Here is a 21,848-nt window from a genome sequence, read left to right as displayed (position 1 = left end):
ACATAATTTTAACCAATTTCCTCTCCTTATATATTGGTTACGTATTCAATATGTAGAATAAAGCGAAAAATATTACGAATGCCTCTAATTATATTATTAGAATTTTCTTAAGTCAATATTTCACAATATTATTTTTTTGAAAAAAAGACTTAAAAGCTGCCATCTCGAAATTGCAGCTTTTACGTCATATTTGTTTCGCAGCAGCAGCTTCCCTTTCCGGAATGGAAATGCCGGTTGAAGCCAAAGTATTTAAGAGAAGCTCGTGCATCATTTTATAGCCTTCTTCATTTGGGTGGATTGCGTCCAGCCAAATGGAAGGGTTTTTCCCCATTGGCTCTGTACGCGAGATGATGATGCCTTCTTCGCCGATAGCCGAATTCCACATGCGGAATAATAGATTGGTGAAGCCGAAATACTGCACTTCTTTTTTCATGGAATTATAGAGGTTGTTTTGGACAATCAATTGGTGTTCATTGAGGCTCCGCAAATGCCGGTAAATCTCCAGGAGATTTTTGCGGTAATTTTTCTTCAGGTTTGCAAACTGTTTGACCAGCCCTTTGGCACCGCTCCCTTTAAATCCGCGGAGCAAATCATTGCCGCCGATATTCAGAAGCACCATATCGGCATCCGCCAAAACCCGGTCCCATAGCCCGTTTTGCAGCCGATCAACCAATCCATTGCTCGTTAAGCCATTGATCCCTAAATTTGTTACCGTACTATGGTGGAACGTTTCTTTCAGGTATTTGGCAATGCCGCCTCTTGTGCCATAGCCGTAGGCAACGGAATCGCCTAAAATCACGATATGTTTTATTTCAATTTTTTCTTTGATATTTTGAGTGGATCTTGCCCCTTTAAGAAGGGACTTTGACATGTTTGTTTTGGCCAAAAAGCAGCACATCCCTTTCAAAGTTGATAACATTATTTTAACATAAAATGGGATAATTTTCGATTAAAGCGCCTTTCAATGGTGGTTCTCTCCATGCCAATTTTTTGCGATTTTCTTATCAAGCTCTCCTGCTTGGCAAAATACGGCGGTATGGGCAGACTGTCGCTTTAGTTTCAATCCCTTGCATTTAAATACGGCTTAGCTTATCTTCAACAATAGGATCATCTATACAGACAGGAGAAATCGTTATGAATCATTTCGATCAAACCCTGGAAACGTTCATCGAAAGCTTTGGGTGGCTAGCCCCTATTCTATTTGTGGCTCTGCATTTAATCAGGCCGATCTTATTCCTTCCTGTCATTGTCGTATGCATTGTCGGCGGCGTAGTTTTCGGTTTTTTTGAAGGTGCACTCCTTTCATTTATCGGTTTGTCTCTCATGAGCTTCGTTTCATATGTACTGGTCAATAAATTCCCGAACTTCCGGGAGAAAATGTCGAAGCTTAAAGACAAAATGTTTCCAGACCGGACACTGTCGGTCGGCCAAGTGATGATTTTGCGCATCATGCCTTTCATTCACTTTCATCTGCTGTCGCTTTATTTGATGGAAATGACTAAAAATTTGCGGGAGTATATGTATTTTTCAACACTTGGGCTCATTATGCCAGCAATCCTCTACACGGCATTTGGCCAAGCGATAACGGAAATGCCCTGGTATGTCAGCCTCTTGATGTTTATCATCCTCGCTATTTTATTTGCGGCCATTGAGCGCTACAACAAGCACCATATGAATGCCCAAAACAATAAACTTTCTTAATCGGGCTAAATAAGGGGCAAAAAAAGGCTGAACGCATTTGCGTTCAGCCTTTTTTTACGACACTTCTTCCGTTCTCTTTGCCCGATGCCAAGCTTCGAACTTTCCGACAGCCAGCGGCGGGCTGAATAAATAACCCTGCCCATAATGGCAGCCTTTGTCAATGAGCAACTTTAATTGGTTTATTTCCTCAATGCCTTCAGCCACCAAACGAAAATTCAAATTCTCTCCCATTTCAATAATCGTTTTAACCAAGACTGAAGCATTCCAGCTCAACAGCATCTCGTTGATAAAAGAACGGTCAATTTTCACGATATCGATCGGCAAACTATTTAATAAGCTCAGCGAAGAATAGCCCGTTCCGAAATCAATGTGATTCGTCAGCTGAAGGCGATTTGCCAGTCCCGTTAAATTGTCATGAAACGCTAAGGAATTCATGTTTTCTTCCGTTTTTCTTTTATCCATCATCAGCAGGCTGTGCATAATGGCAATAAAAATAAAGGTCGCGACCACAATTCCCATCAGCATATAATCTGAATTTAAGACGAAGTTCGGAACAGCTGAATGAATGGAATGATTTTCACTTTCTGATGCAATCCACGTCACAGAAGCCATCGCGGTATAATGGGTGGCGCTGACTCCAGCAGCCATTAGAAGCGCTGCAGGCAGGTGCAGCAACGAATAGGGCCGATTCTTGACACGGGAAAAAGCAAGAAACGACAGATAGGAAATACTGAATGCGAGTACTCCGGCGAGTGCCACCGGCCTATAATCATGCATCATGTTCGCCGATAAATTCATTCCGTGCATGCCGACAAAATGCATGGAACAGATTCCGATGGCCATAAACAGCGAAATCAAGACAAGCATCCGTTGAGAAGTCTTTCGAAAGCGCAAAAGCCAAAAGGATAAAAGCGAAGAAATGATGGCTAATAGAATGGACGATATGGTCAACAAGCCATCATAGGAAACGGCCAGCTCCATTTTATAAGCAAGCATCCCCGTGAAATGCATGGACCAAATCCCAAGACCCATAATGACAGCACTGCAGATTAACCACAGATGGCTGTTTGCGTTCTTCATAAAAGAGCGTTTGAGCAATTCAATAGACGTGGAGCAGGCAAACATGGCAATGACCACGGAAATGATAACAATCGGGTAATTGAATGCGAGCGGGATCTTCTCCAATATTTTCGACCTCCTGAATAGTAACCGGTTGGGGCTTACTTTTCCCTTCGCTACGGGTAGTCCATAGCAAAAGAGAAAAGGTATATATGTATAAGCTGTTCATTGAAAAGTAAACCTTAATACCCTGTTTTTGTTTTCTTATGCAAGGACTATCTTATCATATAAAATGGAATTTTTTTTAATAATAAAGAAATTTTTTACAAAAAATCTAACGCAATACAAAAAAGCACTTCGACTGGAAATCGAAGCGCTTTTTTCTTCTATATAATTGGTTTTATTTTCTGTTTATCCGCAAATTGTGGTTAGACCGTCTGCGGGATCTTCGGTGCTTGCCTCTTTCGTCGTTTTCAATTTTCGCCGATATCAAGCCGAGCACGACCCCGAATAAGGCGCCGCCGAGCACTTCGATGGGCTGGTGCCCAAGAAGCTCCTTTAATTCATGTTCGCGTTTTTCAAACTTCAAACTCGGGAAATCCCCTGTCAGAGATACGAAACTGTCTTCCAGGTCATTGACCAATTGGGCGATTTCCCCAGTATGGCGCCGGATCCCCTGCGCATCGTACATAACGATGGTGCCGAACACAACAGCCAGCGCCGTTTCAGTATGGCCCGTGCCTTTATTTGCCGCCACATAAGAAGCAAGAGCTGAAACGCCGGCAGAATGGGAGCTGGGCATGCCTCCTGTAGTAAAGGCCTGCTTCCAATCCCAGTTGCCCGTCACTTTCTTATGGGTAAAAATTTTCAGTCCTTGCGCAATGCCGATAGCTGATAATGCCGTCACGATGCCTCTGTTCATATTTTCAATCCCTGTGGTTTCCATAGCCGCTGCCTCCAGTCCAAGTCTCATTGCCTAATTTTTAATTTGATGGCCGTGCGTGCACTGCACCCTGTGCAGTTTTTAAGCGCCGCTCCGGCGTCCGGATGAGATATTCCAGTCTTTCTCTTATACCCCAAGTGAAATCATTTTATTCCCTTCAACCGAAACTTTTAAGTGCGTCGTGTGCTTTCTGCTGCTCCTATAACGAAGTTTATGAAACTTGCAGCAGCCTGAGCCGTAAACTAAAGGGAGGTGATGACAGATGCAAATGAAAAAAGTAATGCCTTTACTCCTGATTTTAATGCTCCTTCTGCCTGTAACGGTTTTTGCAGTGGATTTTGAAATCGATGAAGCAACCATTGACGCACGTTTGATGGAAGATGGCACCGTAGCCGTTGAAGAACAATTCACTTATGAATTCGATGGGGATTTTGAAGGAATCACCCGGGAACTCAAGCCGAAAACCGGTACGGAGATCACCGGCTTCACGGCCCACGAAAACAAGAAAAAGTTGAAAGTCGAAAAAGAAAAAAGCCTTTATAAGATCTACCGGAGCGGGGATGATGAAACCATAACCGTTACGCTCAATTATGTCATTGAAGGAGCGATTGAAAAGTTCGATGACGGCACTGAATTTTATTGGCCGTTCTTCGATGACCGGAACGAAAGTGACTATGAACAAATGACCATCGCTGTTCACCCGCCCGCTCCAACGGATGAAGTGCTATTTCTCGGATACGATGAAGCATTTGAGAAAGGGATTGCAAGCGATGAAGGGTCTGTTGTCTTTAAGTTGGGCAAAGTGCCTGAAGGAAGCAACGGAGATATAAGGGTCATCTATGATGCGCAATTATTCCCTGGAGCAGCTTCCACAGATGGGACCGTAAAAGAGCAGTTATTGGCAGACCGCGAGCAGCAGGAAGCTGAAGCCGCGGCATTTGCAGCGAATCAAAACACAGCTTCCACAATCGGAAAAATTGCGCTGCCCGCTCTGGGGCTGATATTGGCCGGTATCCTTTTTTCAGCTTATTGGCGTGCCCGGAAGAAAAAAGCGGCAATTGAAGTAAGAAAAGACGGGTTTTCCGTACCCGATGAAAAACTCAGCCTTCCTGCCGCCGTCTATTTCACCCATTCCCCTTATTTGACGCCGGACGCGATGGCCGCCGCTTTACTGGAGCTTGTCCGGAAGGAAATCGTAAAACAACTGTCGGAAGATCAATTTGAACTGACCGGCAAAAAAGCGTCGCTGCCGCATGAACAGACATTGATCGATTTGCTGTTCCACAAAATCGGAGACGGACAAACCTTTCAATTGTCCGAAGTGGAAGCCTATTCCAAGAAAGAATTAAATCATTCGGCCTATAACGATGCGGTTGCGAAGTGGAACCGCGAAGTGGCAGATGAAGTGAAAGGACGTCATTTTAAAGAGAAGGTGCCGGCCCTCAGGGGGATGGTAGCTTCAATCGCTGCCACTTCTGCCGGTCTGGCCATATATACCGGCATTTATGAGCTTTATCCGCTAATGGCCCTGTCCATTTTAGTTGCCTTGACTGCGGCCAGCTTTGCCCTTTTCTATTCACCGATAACAGCTGAAGGACATACGGTCAAAGCGCAATGGAAAGAAATGCAGACTGCCATGCAGAATTTACCGGCAAGTAAATGGCAGGCGTTGGATGCAGACGATAGGCTTCGGGCTTATGCCTACCTTCTCGCAGTAGACGGAAAACAGCTCGACAAAAAATCGCGAAGTTTTTCAGCAGCTGGCCAATATGCAGAAGAAACCGATTCATCTTTGTATTTCAATCCGATTCTTCTTTCAGGCGTTTTCGTTGCGGCGAGTTCCAATACTTCCGTTTCTGCGAGCAGCGGAAGTTCAAGTGTTTCTTCTGGCGGCGGAGTTGGCGGAGGCGGAGGCGGTTCCGGTGCATTCTAACCTTTTGCCGCGGAAATCCTGCGAAGTCAAAAGGCTTCGGCCTGCTGTAGGGTCCGTGCTATGATAAAGGCATGTTATTAAACGGAAAAGGATGCTGATGAAATGGATACCACTGCTTATTTAAAACGTTTTAACGCTTATCCGGTCGAGGAGCTTTATTTGCAGGATTTGGCCCGGCTCCAGTCGCTCCATATGCAGAATGTGCCTTTTGAAAACCTGGATGTCATCCGATCAGTCCCGATATACTTAAACCTGGAAAACATCTACGAAAAGATCGTCACGCACCGGCGCGGGGGCTATTGCTATGAAATCAACGGGCTGTTCCACTGGCTGTTGAAGGAGCTCGGGTTTGATGCGCAATTGATTTCTGCAACTGTTATGAAGCCGGATGGTACGTGGACAAAAGCCGATACCCATGCGGCCATTCTCGTCAACTTGGATACGCCTTATTTAGTGGATGCAGGATTCGGCGATTCCACTGTCAGTCCAATTCCGCTTGGCGGCGAACGCCATACAGACAATAGCGGAACGTATTCGGTGGTTGGCCATGAAGGGCTATACTACGACTTAGTCCGCGAAAACGGCGAAGATCAGCAGATCCTGTACCGCTTTACTACCGACGAACGGATGCTTGCCGACTTCCATGAAGGCTGTGTTTTCAATCAAGTCTCCAGAGAATCGCCTTTCACCCATGATGATTTGGTTACCAAAGCAACGCCGGACGGACGGATCACCCTATCCGGCATGCAGCTGACCATTTCGGCAAATGGCGAGAAAACAAAAAAAGAATTGACTGCAGACGAAAAGTCGAAACTTTTAAAAGAAGAATTCGGCATCCTCTTGGACGCGGAAGAAGCCGTTGAAACCGCCACATAAAAAGCAAAGAACCGGAAACTGGGATTGGCTCCCACTGTTTCCGGTTCTTTTTTATTTTTCTTTGATTTCACCATGAAAAGCCGATTCGTAAATCGAGAAAATATCGTCGCGTTCAAGAGGCATCGGGCTTCTGGCAAGAATCCGCTGCTGTTTGATGGCATCATCTGTTAGGTGATCAAGAGCTTCCTGCGCAATGCCAAATCCTTGAAGGTTCAGTGGAATATTAACGTCTGCCACTAAACGCTGCAGCTCCTCTACACATTTATAGGAAGCTTCTTCTTGGGACAGTTGAGTAGAGCTGACTCCCAATGCCTCAAGGATGTCTTTCATGCGTTTTTCGCAACTTGAACGGATGTAGCCCATGACATAGGGAAGCAATACCGCATTCGATTCGCCGTGTGAAATGTGGAACTGGCCGCCCAGTGGATAAGCCAGGGCATGGACACCGGCAACTCCGGCATTGAAGAAGGCGAGACCTGCTAAATAGCTGCCATAGCTCATGTCCGAACGCGCTTGTTTATGGTCTCCTTCGTTTACAGCGGTGCGGATCGAACCGCTGATCAGCCGAATGGCTTGAAGCGCTAGCGCATCCGTTACAGGACTCGCATTGACCGAAACATACGATTCAATTGCATGTGTCAAGGCATCGATGCCTGTTGCCGCTGTGACTTTTGGCGGCAATGAAACCGTAAGAGCCGGATCCACTATTGCGACATCTGCCAATAAGAAATTATGGGTCACCACGTCTTTTGTCGTTTCAAGAGATAAGACAGCAATGTCGGTCACTTCAGAGCCTGTCCCGGAAGTTGTTGGAATCAGGATTTTCGGGATGCCTTTGTTTGAAATTTCACGCGTCCCGGTCAAGTTTAGATAATCGGCAGCTTGGCCTTCGTGTGCAGCCAACACCGCCGCTAGTTTGGCAAGGTCCAAGGCACTTCCCCCGCCTAACCCGATTACCAAATCGAATTGATGCTCTTTCGTATAAGCGACGAGTTTTTCCCCTACTGCAAGAGGCGGTTCTGGAACCACTTCTGTATAGATGCTTGTTTTCCAGCCTTGCTCTTTTAAAGGCGCTTCGATTTTATCCGCAATTCCAAGATCCACTAAAAAAGGATCGGTGACGATCAGGATATTGCTGGCGTTCGTTTTTTTCACTTCGTCTGTTAAATGGTCGAGCGCTCCCCAGCCGGTATAGCTCAGCGGGGTAAACGTAATTTTATGCGACATTGTGTTCCACTCCTTCTTCGGTCTATTGCAGCGGATTGTGGTTCCACACAACCAGTTTCATTTCCGTCATTTCTTCAATCGCGTATTTCAGTCCTTCTTTGCTGTTGCCGCTTTCTTTGACGCCGCCGTAAGGCATTTGGTCGACCCGGAATGTCGGGATGTCATTGATGATGACACCGCCTACTTCGAGGCTCCGCGAAGCGTTGAATGCGGTGCTGATATCATTCGTGAAGATGCCCGCCTGCAAGCCGAAATCAGAATCGTTGACTTCACGAATGCCGTCTTCGACCGAATCAATCGGATTGACGATGACGAGCGGCGCAAATACTTCCATACAGGACACTTTCGAATCGCGCTGAACATTAGTGAGGATCGCCGGCTGGAAAATGCCGTTTTCAATCTTCCCGCCTGTGATTAACGCTGCCCCTTCCGAAACAGCTTCCTCCACCCAAGATTCCGCCCGTTCCTGTTCTTTTTGGGAAATCATAGCAGAAAGGTCCGTATGTCCATCCAGCGGTTCGCCGATCACAAGTCGCTCCGCAGCCGCTTTAAATTGTGCAATAAAATCTTCCATCAGTTCTCTTACAATGTAGATGCGCTGAAGGGAAATGCATACTTGGCCCTGGTTGGAAAAAGCGCCGGTCACCGCTTTTTCGACAACCGCTTTCAGATTGACGCCCTTATCGATGATCACACCGGCATTTGATCCTAGTTCAAGCGATACTTTTTTCAATCCTGCTTTGTCTCGGATTCCTTTGCCAACTTCCGGGCTTCCTGTGAACGTAATCATCCGTACCTTTTCACTTTCTACCAATGCATCGCCGACTGTTTTGCCGCTGCCCGTCACCACATTAAAAGCTCCTTTGGGCAAATCCGTCTGATCGAGAAGTTCGGCCAGGAAAAGGGCGGAAAGCGGCGTTTGAGAAGCCGGCTTCAAAACAATGGTGTTTCCCGCCGCAATCGCTGGACCGACTTTATGGGCTACTAAATTTTGCGGGAAGTTGAATGGCGTGATGGCTGCCACAACGCCGATCGGCTCACGCATCGTGTAGCCAACCCGGTTCGCTCCCCCTCTAGCCGCATCAAGCGGAATCATTTCACCCGTCAATCTTTTCGCTTCTTCTGCTGCGAATTTATAGGTTTCAATCGTCCGGTCGATTTCAGCCAATGCATACTTTAATGGCTTTGCTGATTCCAACGCAATCATTTCAGCCGCTTTTTGTTTATGGTCAATGAATAACGACGTCAGCTGCTCTAAAATCTGCGCACGTTCATATGCAGTCAAACGAGACATCGATTCCCTGGCGGCTTCGGCTGAATCGATGGCGAGCTGGACATCTTCCAAACTCGCTTTTGGGATTTCAGCCAATTTTTCAGCTGAATAAGGCGACAGCAAATCCGAATATTCCTTCGCCTCTGCCCATTCTCCGTTTCTATATAGCTTTTTTCTCACGAATATCAGCCTCCAATTCCAATTTGTCTTGCAAACCGTCCACATCTTTAGTGAAAGTCCGGTCGGTTTCGCCTTTGAAGAAATCTTTGCCGTAGATCAATAAGCATAAACCGATGCCGATGGCGAACGCCCAAGCAGCGCCCTTTACGCACAACACCGCACCCATAATTCCGGCAATCCCAAGGTCCCGTTGGCTCTTCGCCTCCAAAATCCCTACTTTGACGCTAACGTATCCTTGGATCAACAGCGTAAGCGCGAGCGCAACACCAAGAATCGGTTCAACCAAAGTGACAATCGGCAGCAGGAACAATCCGGTATTCGTCCCCCATCGGAAAGAGCCTGCGCCGCCGAAGAAGGAATCCATCGCTTTGCGCCCTTCTTTAAAGCGTTCGACGACGACGACTTGCATCGCTGACCATAGCGGGCCAGCCATCGTAACGTCTGGTCCGATGATACTCATAACGGAGTTTCTCGTGCCAAAGATCAAGTGGGCACGGCTCGGATTATAGTCCAATTTTTCGTCTGGCCGAGCTTTGGCGCCTTCTTTAACCAACGCATTGGTTTGGAGTACATCTCCAAAAAGCACAATATACGTAGCCAGTACTGTCGGAAGTCCTGTTAAAAATAGCATAAGCGGCGGGAAGCCTAATCCGAACAGCGTGTAATTTGTCCACAATCCTACGAAGTCCGGCGAACTGATGCCCCACTCAATTTTCGGCCATGAAGCTTCGCCAAATAACGGCGCTAAAATAATGGCTAAAACGATAATCGGGAAAACCCCTAATTTTCCGATGGTATTCCAAAACAGATTTTTGTTTCGGAGCTTGCTGAAATGTTTCGAAAACAAAAGATAGAATCCGATGCCGATCGCGATGGAAATCGTCCAAGGGAAGGTTTCAAACCGGCCGCCAACTTCAAAAACGGAAATGACGGCTGCAAATCCGGCTCCGAGAATAACGCCGGATTTAATCGCGGATGGCACCAGCTGCACCACTTTTGACGCCAATCCAGTGGCACCCAGGAAGAGCGATAAAATCCCCAAAGTCATTTGGAACGCGATGAGTGCGTGCACTCGTTCCGGGCCTTCCGGGAACTGCATGCAATAGAGCATGATCAACGGAATGGCGGGTGTAATCCAGCCAGGAACTGCCGGATCGCCAAGCAAATGATGCAGCAAATAGAAAGCCCCGTTCAAAACAACGATCGCTAATGCCACTTCAAAAGGCATGCCCAGCAATTCAATCAATAAAGGAATCGCAGATAAATCAACGGCACACATCAATAACCCTTGAATATAATCGGGCCATTCAAATCGATAATGAATAAATGGCAATCTGATCTTAAACGGGCCAGCTGGTATGTATGGCGACTCTTCCCCAAACTTACGGTCTTTCCATTTCATTTTTACCCCTCGTTTCTTTTTAGTAGTTGATGGCAAAACAAGTTTGGATGAACGTTCTCCCCCTTTGATGAAACCGCATACATAAAAGTTCTAAAAAAATGAATACGTAACCATTTTAAAGAAAAAATAAATTCATATAGCCATTTATATGAATTTATTTTTTCATGGTTGTATTTCTTTCGAATAGTCTAACAGATTTTTTAATCTGGATGCAAGACTTATTTTTCTGAAAAATCATTTCGAATAATTTTTCCACTGCTAAAAATCCCAATCCGCGTTCATCTTCCATGCCGACGGTCGTCAAATCCAATGAAGCATGCCGGCTCAGTTCCACATTGTCGATGCCGATAATGCTTAGGTCCTCAGGGATGCGAATGCCTGCAGATATATAAAAGTCCATCAGGCGAATCGCGATGGCATCCGTCGCCGCACAGATCGCTGTGGGCCGTTCAGCGGATTTCTGTAATGCGAGAAAAGTTTCGTAAAGCTCTTCCTTTTTCGTATCGGTAACAATCACTCGTTCTTTTGGAATAGCGATTTGCTGATCCTGCATAGCTTGGATAAAACCTTCCATCCGCCCCTTGAATGTGCTGACGGTCAGAGGGCCGCCAATCCAGACGATGTTTTCATGCCCTTTATCCAGTAAGTGCATGGCTGCTAAATAGCCTGCCTGCCGATTGTCAATTTCCACATAGTTCTTCTCGCTTTGGTGTTTCCGGTTAAACGATATAAAAGGAATGCCCGATTTTTCTAATTTATTGAAGATAGGATCATCGAGGTAAATCGAAGACAAAATGATGCCGTCCACTTTGTTTTCAAAGACAGAATGATAGACTTCTTCGCTATTGTCGTCATTGATGAAATGCACATTGGTGCGGAATCCTTGGGCATTCGCGTAGTTGATGATGGCCGTTGTTGATTCAGAGAAAAATGGATTATGCAATGGCCCGGAGATCAAAGCAATCGTCCGCGTTTTCCGCTGCACCAACGACCTGGCATTGCCGTCCGGAATATAATTCAGTTCTTCGATTGCGTCCATCACTTTTTGTAATGTGGGTTTTTTTACGCGTTCAGGGGTATTTAAAACCCGGGAAACTGTCGTTTGAGAAACGCCCGCATGTTTCGCTACGTCTTTTGAGGAAACCAATCCGTTCACCTATCTTTCTTTGCCAGCCATGAGTGTCTGCTTGTGTATATTACTAATAATGTACCACAGGATTTCAAAAGAATGCCAAGCAGAAATAGAAAAAGCCTGAGCATCCGCTTAGGCTTCCCCTACTACTCACTGTATTCATAAAGTGTAATGCTTTCAATATGGTTCAGGTAGCGTCTCAGCTCTTTTGCTTGTTCTCTCGATATTTCGCCGTCTTCATACATTTTATAGATTTTTGATCGGCCCATGTCCATAATAATCAGGCGCAATTCTTCTTTTTGAATTTCGTATTGTTCATTGAAGTGCGATTCAGGCGTTTCCAATCCTTTGATCATCCGGCGGTAGTCGTGCATGACGGAACTTGCCATCTGTTTCTCGCCTTCATTTGAAAGCCTCTGCAAATAGTCCATTGCTTTTTCCAGCGCTTCCAATTGCACTTCTTTTCCAAGTTGAATATTCACCAGACGTGTTTCATCATCTTTTAAATACTCGCCTTTAAAACGGCGCCAAGCCCGGATCAGTTTGCTTTGAATATAGACATTTAAGGAATGCACGTTTTTTTCGATCGCCGCTTCACGTCTTCTGAATGATTTCGCAAAGGCTTTTCGGATTTTTTCATCCCCGAACCTTTTTTCTTTCAGCCGCATTTCGACATGGGATTTTTCAATCGATAAAGCTTTCATCCGGATTTTCTTCAATTGTTTCCGCCGCTGTTTGTTTTCATCCGATCTTAATTCTTCTTCCGGCAAAATTTGTTTAAGCCTTAATTTATATTCTTCAATCAGTTCATATGCGACGGTTTCGTTTTCTTCCGTCGTCTCGGCTTTCAATTTCTTGATGGATGCAAGCAGGAGCCTTTTTCTCGCTTCTTCCGTATCAATTTTCCCGACAACTTGCCCTTCCACCGTTTCACCGCGGCTCAAGAGCGGCAATAAGATGGTCGCAGCCAGCAGCGTGAAGAGAATCGTTCCGGCAGCTAAAAAGATGATAAGCGAACGGTTCGGAAAATCTTCTCCCGATTCCAACGCATAAGGGATAGACAACACCCCGACCATCGTCACCGTCCCTCTTACCCCTGTCAGACTGGTCAAGAGAGTTTGTTTAAAACTCGGCTTTTCGACTTGATCCGATTTTGTGAAACGGGCCTCAAAGCTTGCAAAAAGGTACGACCAGATAAACCGGACGCCAAAAATGAAAACGCCGATGCCGATTACATAAGAGAAGAGCAGCAAATAGCCGATATCCGGATTTTCCAGTACGCCGCTCATGGAAGAAGGAATGTTCAATCCAAGCAGCAAGAAGACGATGCCGTTCAGCACAAACAGAATAATCGTCCAGATGTTTTCAGCCAGCATCTGTTCTTCAGCGACTAAAGTTTCGGTGCGTTCCCGCACGAGCGAATGGATGATGCCGGCAACCACTACCGAAATGACTCCGGAAGCGTGGAGCAATTCTTCGGTCACGATGAAAATGAAAAAAGGCGTCATAATGTGCAGCAATGACTGGAACGTGACATCGTTGATGCCTTGCTTGCGAAGCAAATGGCGAATCCAGATGACCAAAAGCCCGAGAACAATCCCCAGCACGCCGCCCATTACAAATTTATAGGAAAAGTCAAAAACCGCTTCCTGGATTGAGAAATAACCGGTAACCACAGCAGCGACGGCATAATTGAACGCAACCAGTCCGGATGCATCGTTGATCAAGGACTCGCCTCTCACTAAATTCAGCACTTTATCAGGGATATGGATGCGCTTCGCGATGCCGTTGACTGCAACCGGATCAGTCGGCGACAAGATGGCGGCAAGAGCAAATGCCGCATAAAGCGGAATGGCGGCAATCATCCAATGGATGAAATAGCCGCCGAGCACCGTAGTAAGCAGTACGAGGATGATCGCATTTCCAAGAATCGGGCCGCGCATGCGCCACAGTTCTTCCCTCGGAAAATGGCGGCCGTCATTATACAGCAGCGGGGCTATAAACAGCAGCAAAAACCATTCGGTATCGATGTCAAAAGATATATCTTCAAAAAACAGCACCAATAGGACCCCTAAAGCGATTTGGATCAAGGCCGTCGGGATGAATGGCGTGTAATGGCTGATGACATTTGAGATGAGCAATGCTACAAGCAAAAGAAGGATTGTCATTAAAATGTCCATAAATGACCTCCAGTCGTTTTCATGGTTTCTACCTGTATACCCCTAAAGCGTATGGCTTTAGACAAAAATCCGTATGGAATCACAAAAAAACCAGGGACGGCGCTTATTCGCCTTCCCTGGTTTCCTCTACTGCCTCTGCATTTGCAGATTTTCTTTTATCGATAAAAATCTTTCGTTTATGCCACCGGAAAAATTCGCCGTTTTCCGGATACACCGAGATTTTCTTGCCTTTTTTCAAACCGTATTCGGCGTAGCGCTCTTCCGGAATCTGTTGGGCGATATGCAGCGTTCCTCCCGCTGTGAAACTGATGAACCCGGCAGTGAACATCGCTTCGTGGTTGCTGCAAAGCAGCAAGCCGTTAAAAGGATTGATTTTCTCTGCATCCGTGCTGTCTTTCCAGGGTTTTGCATAGCCGGCTTTTAGCGCGGCGTCGATGTCCATGCCGCAAAGCGGACATTCCTTATGCCATAAAGGCAGCAATGATTTTCTGAACTGCAGCTGGCCGCGCTGGATTTTCGTCTTCATTTCCATAATGGTTTCTGCAATGAGCGTGATGAGCGGATTGTGTTCCGTCATCCGGACCACTTCCATTGCAAGTTCCAATTGCTCCGCTTCCGGTACATAGACATTCAACCGGCTGATGCCTTCCAGCAATTCAATGGCGAGCTCTTCGTTGCAAGGAAAAAGGTATCCCGGATTGCCGGTGCCGTCTTCTTTAAAGGCAGCATATTTAACCGGCAAAAGCGGTAAGATATCCACCAAGCAGTCTTTCACCAGTAACGGATTCTCCAGCTCCCGGTATTCAACCGGCACCAAATAGCCGGCCGCTGACTCGTTTTCAAGCATCCCTTCTTCATACGGCTTCCGTTCTTTTTTGAAAGTATCTTTTGCTACACTGATGGCCGCAATTGCCCCTTTGACGTAATGAAAAATGCGATCTCCTTTTTTCACTTCCATCAGCCGTTGATAGGAATGCGGCACCATTCCCGCTTTGTCCGTTTCCGGAGCCCAGAGCAAGCCGGCATTCTTTTCTTCCTGATACGTTTCACCTTGCATGACGATATATGCGTTCAAAACTCTTCCTCCTAATTGCTCAGCCGAATCGGCATTTCATCTAACTTGCGAAAATTCGTTTATGTAAACTTCCATGCTTCTATCATAACCCAAATTCTATTTAAATGTTCGACAAGAAGTCTGGCCATCCATTAGAAAAAGGACGCTCGCTTTGAGCGTCCTTAACAGAAAAGCTTTGATTTATTCTATGCCTGAACTGATCACGCTTCGGATAAAATAACAGTTGGCTGCGACAAAGACGTATTGCCTTTCTTCATTGCTGATGATGGATTCAGCTGAAGGGGTTTCTGACTCGCTGTATTGTACACCGCACGTTTCACAAATAAATTTAGGCATGAAGTTTCTTCCTTCCTGTCGATAGTCGCTTTGGAGACGTTTTTCTTTTCAGTATAAAATTGTTTTATTATTCCGTCATCCTTCAGTAGTCCAGAAACGCGCATAAAAATGCCGATGAAGAAGGAACCTTCATCGGCATTTAAGTTGCAAATCTCTTATTTTCTACGAAGTTCATCCACTCGCTTCAAAATGATCGGGATAAGCGGATTGTCCGCTTCCAGTTCTGCCACTTTTTGAAGTGTTTTTTCAAATCCTTCGGCTGCGATCATTTCTTGCAATTGTTTAGCTTCCGGATCTTCGTCATTCACGTAAAGCAAGACAGCTGCAATGACCGTTGCTAAATGGATCGGCTCTTTCCCCGTCAACTGCCAGTAAAGGCTTGCCGGCCGTATCAACCGGTCGTTTTTGCCCAATTTGCGCAAAGGCCCTCGCCCAACACGTGTGACATGATCCGATATGTTCGGATTCTGGAAGCGGCCAATGATTTTTTGGATGTACGCTTCGTGTTCTGCCCGGTCAAAACCGTGCTCTTGAATGATCACTTCACCGGTTTCACCTAAAGCTCCTCTTAGGAGCTCTTCGATCTCTTCGTCCTGCATCGCATCGTAAATCGTCTGGAACCCTTTATAACGGCCGAAATAAGCGGGAACCGTATGGCCGGTGTTTACAGTGAACAATTTCCGTTCAATGAACGCACTTAAATCATCTACGTAAGTGATGCCTTCAACGGCAGGTACCGCTCCTTTGATGGCCGGTTTTTCCACCACCCATTCGTAGTATGGTTCAACCGCGACTGCTAATACATCATCGCTCGTCTGGTCCGGTACGATCCGGTCGACCGCCGCATTCGGGAAAGCAATCAACCGGTCCGCCATTTCCCTTTCCTCTTCTGACAGATGCGTATAGACATGCTCTTTCAACAAGGAACTGGCGTTGATCATGTTTTCGCATGCAATGATGTTCAGCGGCTCTGGATTTTTCTTGAAACGGGCTCTCAGCCCTTCTGCAATCAGGCTTGAAATCATCGGCAATACTTTCGGGCCGACAGCCGCAGTCACCAAATCCGTTTGAGCAATTGCTTCTGCGCCTTCTGCCGGATGGCTCAGCGTATTGATGCCGTGAACTTTTCCCACACGAATGGTCTGCTGTTCAGAACCCATTAAAGTCACTTCATAGCTATTTCGCTCATTTAAAGCATCAACAACTGCACCGTTGACGTCTAAAAATACCGTTTCGTAATCTGATTCATATAAAAGGGCGCCGATAAACCCTCTTCCGATATTGCCGGCGCCAAAGTGAACAGCTTTCATTCAGCTCACCTCGCTGAATAGGTCCAGAATCTCTTCTTCCGTAGTGGCATTTAGAATTTTATCGATATTTTCTTCTTCCGAACAAACAATTGCAATATTTGAAAGGATTTCCAAATGCTCATTTCCTTTTCCGGCAATGCCGATCAGGATCTTCGCAATGTTGCCGCCGCCAAAATCGATGCCATCCGGAACGGTTACTACCGAAATACCGGTTTCCAGGACATTTTTCTTCGCATCTTCTGTGCCATGAGGGATTGCGAGCGAATTCCCCATGAACGTAGAAGTCAGCTCTTCCCGTTCCAGCATCTTCTCAATATAGCCTTCATCTACATATCCGCCGTCGACGAGAATGCTCCCGGTATAGCGGATCGCTTCTTCTTTTCCGGATAATGAAACATTTAGTCTGATATTTTCTCTGCTCAATACTTCTTTTGCCATTTATTAAACCACTCCTTTAAAGATGGTTTAGCCTCACTTATCTGTTTTTAAACGTTGGGCTAATTTATCGTACTCTGGGCTGTTCATGAAATTATCAACAGAAATATGTTCAGCCCCAGGCAGTTTCGCTTTCGCGCGATCTGTTAAATCTTTGTGTGTCACGACGATATCGGCATCATCCGGCAATTGATTGATTGCCGTATTGGTAACCGGAATGTCGATATTTTCTTTCTTGAACTTATTGCGCAATAAGGACGCCCCCATCGCACTTGATCCCATGCCCGCATCACAGGCAAATACCACTTTATGGACATTTTCCGGCGCAAGCATCGTGGAATCCGCCGGCTGTGTATTATCAGCCTCGACTTGTCCACCTGCAGCTGCACCAACGGCCGCTTGAGCTGGTTTAGGCGTTAAATAGCCCGTCGCATCGCTTTTCTTGCCTTTCATTTCTTCCATTTTGCCAGCTGCTGCAGCTAAATCTTCATCTTCTACTTTGCTCGTTTTCAAGATAACGGAAGCAATGGCGAAAGAAACAGCGGCAGCGACCACAACGCCTGAAATTACGCCAAGATAATTTCCTTGAGGCGTCAATGCCAATAAGGCGAAGATACTTCCCGGCGACGGCGTCGCCGGAAGGCCGGCATCAAACAGTGTAAACATGAATACCCCGCTCATGCCTCCCCCGATTGCCGCTAACAGCAGCATCGGTTTCATCAAGATGTACGGGAAGTAAATTTCATGGATACCACCGAGAAACTGGATAATTGCTGCACCGGGAGCTGAAGCTTTTGAAACCCCTTTGCCGAAAATACTGAAAGCCAGGAGAATGCCAAGACCTGGCCCAGGGTTCGTTTCAAGCAAGAACAAAATGGATTTTCCTGCTTGTGCCGCTTGATCGACGCCGAGCGGACTTAAAATCCCGTGGTTGATCGCATTGTTCAGGAAGAGAACTTTTGCCGGTTCAATGATGATGCTTGCGAGCGGCAATAAGCCCATATCGACAATGACTTCAACGCCATCTGCCAGAATATTCGTCAATGAACTGACAACAGGCCCGATGATGTAGACGGAAAAGCCGGCGAGGATCGCCCCTAAAATACCGGCAGAAAAGTTGTTGTAAAGCATTTCGAAGCCGGTTCTGATTTTTGCCAAAAACAGGTTATCAATCAATTTCATGAGATAACCGGCAAGCGGCCCCATAATCATGGCTCCTAAGAACATCGGCACATCGGCGCCTACAATAACTCCCAATGTGGCCGTTGCACCAACTACGCCTCCTCTAAAATCATAGACTAACCGTCCACCGGTAAAACCGATCAATAATGGAAGCAAGTATTTGATCATCGGATCGACAAGACTTGCCAGCGTTTCATTCGGAATCCAGCCATCTGGTATGAATAAAGCCGTAATAATCCCCCATGCAATGAATGCTCCAATGTTCGGCATAATCATGCCGCTTAAATAGCTCCCAAAACGCTGAACTTTTGCACGGACATTTGTTTCCGCCATTTAAATCCCCCTTTTCATATTCAGTTAAATGAAGTGAACGCTTTCATCTTACATAACCATCAAGCCCTTTCTTTTTTGAAATTATGCCCAATATTAAGTTTGTACCCTATTTAAACTGCTGCTTAATCTCCAAATTCGAAATTGGGCCATTTTAAAGCCAAAGGAACTGAATAGCCGAATAAAAAACATCACTTAATTTTAATGTAGCATAAACTTTTGTGAAGAAGGTTAAAAAATTCTTAATTATCAAATTAATGGAGGCGGTTTCCAACTTTCACTGATTCGATTTATCACTGAATATTTTTATTATGTCATCTAAAGTCGCAATGCATAAAGATGCAGTCTGCTTGAAAAGCGGTAAATTGGCGACTCGATTAAAACTCTTCCATGCAAATCGAATTAAGATGATAAACAATGATCCGCTTTAGTTTATGGGTTTCCAGCAATTGCGGCCGGATCATTCCATCAAGCGCCAATCCGTCCAACAATGAATACATCCTCTCCGTCTCCAGGTGAACATCCGCGTCTTTCTTCAATAAATTGAGCAAAACAAGATACGACATCACTTCTTTGATCGCAAGGTAGACACTGTCTTTTTCCGCATCAAACACCTCCCCTTGATGGCGGGCATGGATTTTGAACACCAATCTTACTTCGGCTTCCAGTTTTGTTTCTCCTGCCGCCGGCATTAAATCCAATAAAACCTGGACGATTTTTTCTTTTGGCGGCATATCCAATTTAAAAATCCTCGTCATCCTTTCAGCAGTTTTTTGGTAGATCAAGTCTCGGGAAAACCCCAGCAAGTCATTTTGCGAAGCAAAATAATAGCGCAAAGACCCTAAAGAAATCCCAGCTTCCTTCGCTATATTCCTGACAGACGCCCCTTCCATCCCTTGTTCTAAAATAACTTTCCACGCGGCTTCAGCAATCATTTCTTTGCGTTTGGCATGTTCGATAAGTTTTGGCATACCTCTATTTTATCAGAATACTATTAAAATTCAATTAATTAATACAGTCGTATTATTATCGGAATAAGTCGATTCTTTATTTAATACGGATGTATTATCAAAAACTTGATAACTTTGATGTGATGTGGATAACCTCTCGGGGCTGTGGGTTACTGCATGGAAAGTTGCGTGAATAAAAAAATGCCCATCTCCTCAGAGATAGGCATTTTATAATTTGAGCATACGGAACATAAAGTAAAAAGTGCTTCCTAAAATTACGGCAAGGAAGACTGGCAAAAATGCGATGCCCAATCCCTCTTCTGCACCTTTAGCGACCTGGATGGTTTGATAGGTGATGAAACCGAAAAATATTACGATTTCGTTTTTCAGCACATTCATCATCAAGCGCGCGTTTTGATATTGCGCTTCGATATTGTCTTCCCGTAAGTTCAGGTAGTTGAAGGTATGCGGGTATTTCGACAAAAAAGTCATCAAGAGCCACAAACCGCCGCCAATCAGCGGCAAGATCCATAATTCCATCTTGCTGCCCCAGCGGTCCGCTTCGCCGCTCCCGTTGAAATGCGCCGGCACTTCATCCGGCAACCCGCCGAATACGTAGACTAAGTAAACGATTGATCCAATAAATACAATGAGGCCAATTGCATCCAACACCTGTTCAAAGCGTGATTTAGGAAGATCTATTTTAGGCTGCTTCATCTGATAGTCCCCTCCCCTCTCTCTTCTTTTTACGAAAACCCAGTGGAATGGTTTCAAAAAACACAAAAGCCGATTTGCGTTATTCGCAAATCGGCAATTCATTCCTTTAAATTCCTTTTTACGGCTGCTGTCTTGGACGGATCAAAATTTCATTGACGTCGACATGGGCAGGCTGCTGCACGGCATAGCCGATGGCGCGAGCAATATCTTCTGCTTGAAGGAATTCCATTTCAGGGCCCTCTTTGAAGCCATTTAACACATCGTCATCGGTAATGGTATTTACCAGTTCCGTTGCCACGGCTCCTGGCGAGACAATGGTTACACGGATTGCCATGGCTGGATCAATTTCCTGGCGCAGCCCTTCGGAAATCGCCCGCACCGCAAATTTCGTGCCGCTGTATACGGCGCTGCCTGGCGTGACCGAATGCCCGGCGACTGAAGAAATATTGATGATGTGCCCTTCTTTTTGGCTCTCCATCTGCGGAAGCACCGCCGCAATTCCGTAAAGAACGCCTTTAATGTTTACATCCACCATCCGGTCCCATTCATCCAATTTCAATTTGTTCATGAACGACAGCGGCATTAAGCCCGCATTGTTTAATAACACATCGATGCGTCCGAAGTGCTCGATAGCTGCCTCTGCCAAAGCTTTCATCTGATCAGCGGAAGTAACGTCCGTCACCAGATATTCCGCTGTTCCGCCAGCCTCTTCAATGGCCTGTTTTAATTCCGCAAGGCGGTCTTCCCGCCGTGCAGCTAACATGACCGAATACCCTTGCCCCGCAAGTTCTTTTGCAGCTGCCTGTCCGATGCCGCTGCTTGCTCCTGTAATGATTGCTGATTTCGTTGCCATATGTACTCATCTCCATTTCTAAATTGCTCTCACTTTCATTATGTACCCATTCTTTGGACTTTGACACTTTTAAAAACACGAAAACAACTGGAGGTCTACTAGTATGAACGAAGTTCATTTTTTTCAAAATAAACCTGTTCCCCAACTGTCTTTATGATGATATCAAAATTTTGGCGAAAAGGATGCATAAAAAGTTCATATTGAATCCGCCGCTCTTCATGCGACTGATGCAAATAATCAAGTTCTGCGCCTCTTTCTACGACATCTCGGCCCGCTCTTCTTTCAAACTCTGTTTGGCCATCCGTGTAAAGATAAATTTTTAAGTCAAATAAGGCCGGATTTAAGAAAGCGACGCTCATGCCTTCAATAAACGACAGTTTTTTATCCGCTGTAAGGAGTTCACCTTCCAGATAATGAGTATCAATCGTCTTTACACTCAACCCGTCCTGAATCATTCGGATGTCACGCTCCAAAGATGGAAGGTGATGGGCGCCAGGGTGGCAGGCAGTCATTTTAAACCGATTAAGTTGATCTTCATATGTGTATTCGAGCATCGTATTTATACGGACACTCGGACTGATGATATAGGGATCCGTGTTCAGGTAATTCGCTTTGTTTCGGCCGATCTGATCCATCAGTTTTTTTGCAAATACGGTTTTCCCTGCAGCTCCATGTCCTGAGATGCCAATCATGAGTTTCTTCTCTGAATGGCCAATCCGTTCGGCTAACTCTTGAATAAATCCGTCCATTGCTT

At 45.7% G+C, this 21,848-nt stretch carries 20 protein-coding genes; 3 read left to right on the top strand and 17 right to left on the bottom strand.

Annotated elements, in window-relative coordinates:
* Nucleotides 1-184 precede the first annotated feature (184 nt).
* Entirely contained in the window at nt 185-886 is a 702-nt protein-coding gene (locus BN1080_RS08570) for an SGNH/GDSL hydrolase family protein (protein WP_052651654.1), read from the bottom strand.
* A gap of 248 nt (nt 887-1,134) precedes the next feature.
* Here BN1080_RS08570 and BN1080_RS08565 point away from each other — a divergent pair, with 248 nt between their 5' ends.
* Nucleotides 1,135-1,701: a TVP38/TMEM64 family protein gene (locus BN1080_RS08565; RefSeq protein ID WP_052651653.1), complete on the top strand. Its 567-nt coding sequence runs from the start codon at nt 1,135-1,137 to the stop codon at nt 1,699-1,701.
* Between the two features lie 54 nt (nt 1,702-1,755).
* Here BN1080_RS08565 and BN1080_RS08560 read toward each other — a convergent pair whose 3' ends face one another.
* Nucleotides 1,756-2,886 carry an MHYT domain-containing protein gene (locus BN1080_RS08560; RefSeq protein ID WP_052651652.1) on the bottom strand — a complete coding sequence of 377 codons (1,131 nt, stop codon included), beginning with the start codon at nt 2,884-2,886 and terminating at the stop codon, nt 1,756-1,758.
* A gap of 274 nt (nt 2,887-3,160) precedes the next feature.
* Entirely contained in the window at nt 3,161-3,691 is a 531-nt protein-coding gene (locus BN1080_RS08555) for a divergent PAP2 family protein (RefSeq protein ID WP_052654499.1), read from the bottom strand.
* A 274-nt stretch (nt 3,692-3,965) separates the two neighbouring features.
* Between BN1080_RS08555 and BN1080_RS08550 the strand changes: the two genes are divergently transcribed.
* The gene (locus tag BN1080_RS08550; protein WP_052651651.1) at nt 3,966-5,636 is read left to right on the top strand and encodes a DUF2207 domain-containing protein; all 1,671 of its coding nucleotides are present in this window, start codon (nt 3,966-3,968) and stop codon (nt 5,634-5,636) included.
* A gap of 102 nt (nt 5,637-5,738) precedes the next feature.
* A complete protein-coding gene (locus tag BN1080_RS08545; protein WP_052651650.1) occupies nt 5,739-6,512 on the top strand; it encodes an arylamine N-acetyltransferase family protein in 774 nt (257 codons plus the stop codon).
* Nucleotides 6,513-6,563: 51 nt separating this feature from the next.
* Here the strand turns inward: BN1080_RS08545 and BN1080_RS08540 are convergent, their stop codons facing one another.
* The 14 genes from BN1080_RS08540 to BN1080_RS08475 form a co-directional block, all read right to left on the bottom strand.
* Nucleotides 6,564-7,739: an iron-containing alcohol dehydrogenase gene (locus BN1080_RS08540; RefSeq protein WP_052651649.1), complete on the bottom strand. Its 1,176-nt coding sequence runs from the start codon at nt 7,737-7,739 to the stop codon at nt 6,564-6,566.
* A 22-nt stretch (nt 7,740-7,761) separates the two neighbouring features.
* Nucleotides 7,762-9,192, bottom strand: a complete 1,431-nt coding sequence (locus BN1080_RS08535; protein ID WP_052651648.1) for an aldehyde dehydrogenase family protein — start codon at nt 9,190-9,192, stop codon at nt 7,762-7,764.
* Entirely contained in the window at nt 9,173-10,594 is a 1,422-nt protein-coding gene (locus BN1080_RS08530; RefSeq protein WP_052651647.1) for a hypothetical protein, read from the bottom strand. The genes BN1080_RS08535 and BN1080_RS08530 overlap by 20 nt, the downstream gene beginning before the upstream one ends.
* 154 nt (nt 10,595-10,748) lie before the next feature.
* On the bottom strand, nt 10,749-11,750 hold the full coding sequence (locus BN1080_RS08525; protein ID WP_234398950.1) for a LacI family DNA-binding transcriptional regulator: 1,002 nt from the start codon (nt 11,748-11,750) through the stop codon (nt 10,749-10,751).
* Nucleotides 11,751-11,872: 122 nt separating this feature from the next.
* A complete protein-coding gene (locus BN1080_RS08520; protein WP_052651646.1) occupies nt 11,873-13,906 on the bottom strand; it encodes a Na+/H+ antiporter in 2,034 nt (677 codons plus the stop codon).
* A 103-nt stretch (nt 13,907-14,009) separates the two neighbouring features.
* Nucleotides 14,010-14,981: an HNH endonuclease gene (locus tag BN1080_RS08515; protein WP_052651645.1), complete on the bottom strand. Its 972-nt coding sequence runs from the start codon at nt 14,979-14,981 to the stop codon at nt 14,010-14,012.
* 180 nt (nt 14,982-15,161) lie between these two features.
* The gene (locus BN1080_RS17200) at nt 15,162-15,317 is read right to left on the bottom strand and encodes a hypothetical protein (protein WP_199876601.1); all 156 of its coding nucleotides are present in this window, start codon (nt 15,315-15,317) and stop codon (nt 15,162-15,164) included.
* A gap of 155 nt (nt 15,318-15,472) precedes the next feature.
* The gene (locus BN1080_RS08505) at nt 15,473-16,627 is read right to left on the bottom strand and encodes a mannitol-1-phosphate 5-dehydrogenase (protein WP_052651643.1); all 1,155 of its coding nucleotides are present in this window, start codon (nt 16,625-16,627) and stop codon (nt 15,473-15,475) included.
* The gene (locus BN1080_RS08500; protein ID WP_052651642.1) at nt 16,628-17,065 is read right to left on the bottom strand and encodes a PTS mannitol transporter subunit IIA; all 438 of its coding nucleotides are present in this window, start codon (nt 17,063-17,065) and stop codon (nt 16,628-16,630) included.
* 33 nt (nt 17,066-17,098) lie between these two features.
* On the bottom strand, nt 17,099-18,577 hold the full coding sequence (locus BN1080_RS08495) for a PTS mannitol transporter subunit IIBC (RefSeq protein WP_052651641.1): 1,479 nt from the start codon (nt 18,575-18,577) through the stop codon (nt 17,099-17,101).
* A gap of 374 nt (nt 18,578-18,951) precedes the next feature.
* Nucleotides 18,952-19,545 carry a TetR/AcrR family transcriptional regulator gene (locus BN1080_RS08490; RefSeq protein ID WP_052651640.1) on the bottom strand — a complete coding sequence of 198 codons (594 nt, stop codon included), beginning with the start codon at nt 19,543-19,545 and terminating at the stop codon, nt 18,952-18,954.
* A gap of 207 nt (nt 19,546-19,752) precedes the next feature.
* Complete coding sequence (locus tag BN1080_RS08485; RefSeq protein WP_052651639.1) at nt 19,753-20,241, bottom strand: DUF1648 domain-containing protein; 489 nt, start codon at nt 20,239-20,241, stop codon at nt 19,753-19,755.
* Between the two features lie 118 nt (nt 20,242-20,359).
* Nucleotides 20,360-21,094, bottom strand: coding sequence for an SDR family oxidoreductase (locus BN1080_RS08480; protein ID WP_052651638.1), 735 nt, complete (start codon nt 21,092-21,094; stop codon nt 20,360-20,362).
* 98 nt (nt 21,095-21,192) lie between these two features.
* Complete coding sequence (locus tag BN1080_RS08475) at nt 21,193-21,843, bottom strand: uridine kinase family protein (protein ID WP_052654497.1); 651 nt, start codon at nt 21,841-21,843, stop codon at nt 21,193-21,195.
* Between the last annotated feature and the right edge of the window lie 5 nt (nt 21,844-21,848).

This window comes from Planococcus massiliensis, from assembly GCF_000821325.1.
Taxonomy (GTDB): Bacteria; Bacillota; Bacilli; order Bacillales_A; family Planococcaceae; genus Planococcus; species Planococcus ruber.
Note: the sequence above shows the minus strand (reverse complement) of the source record. Positions and strands in the feature narration are given on the sequence as shown.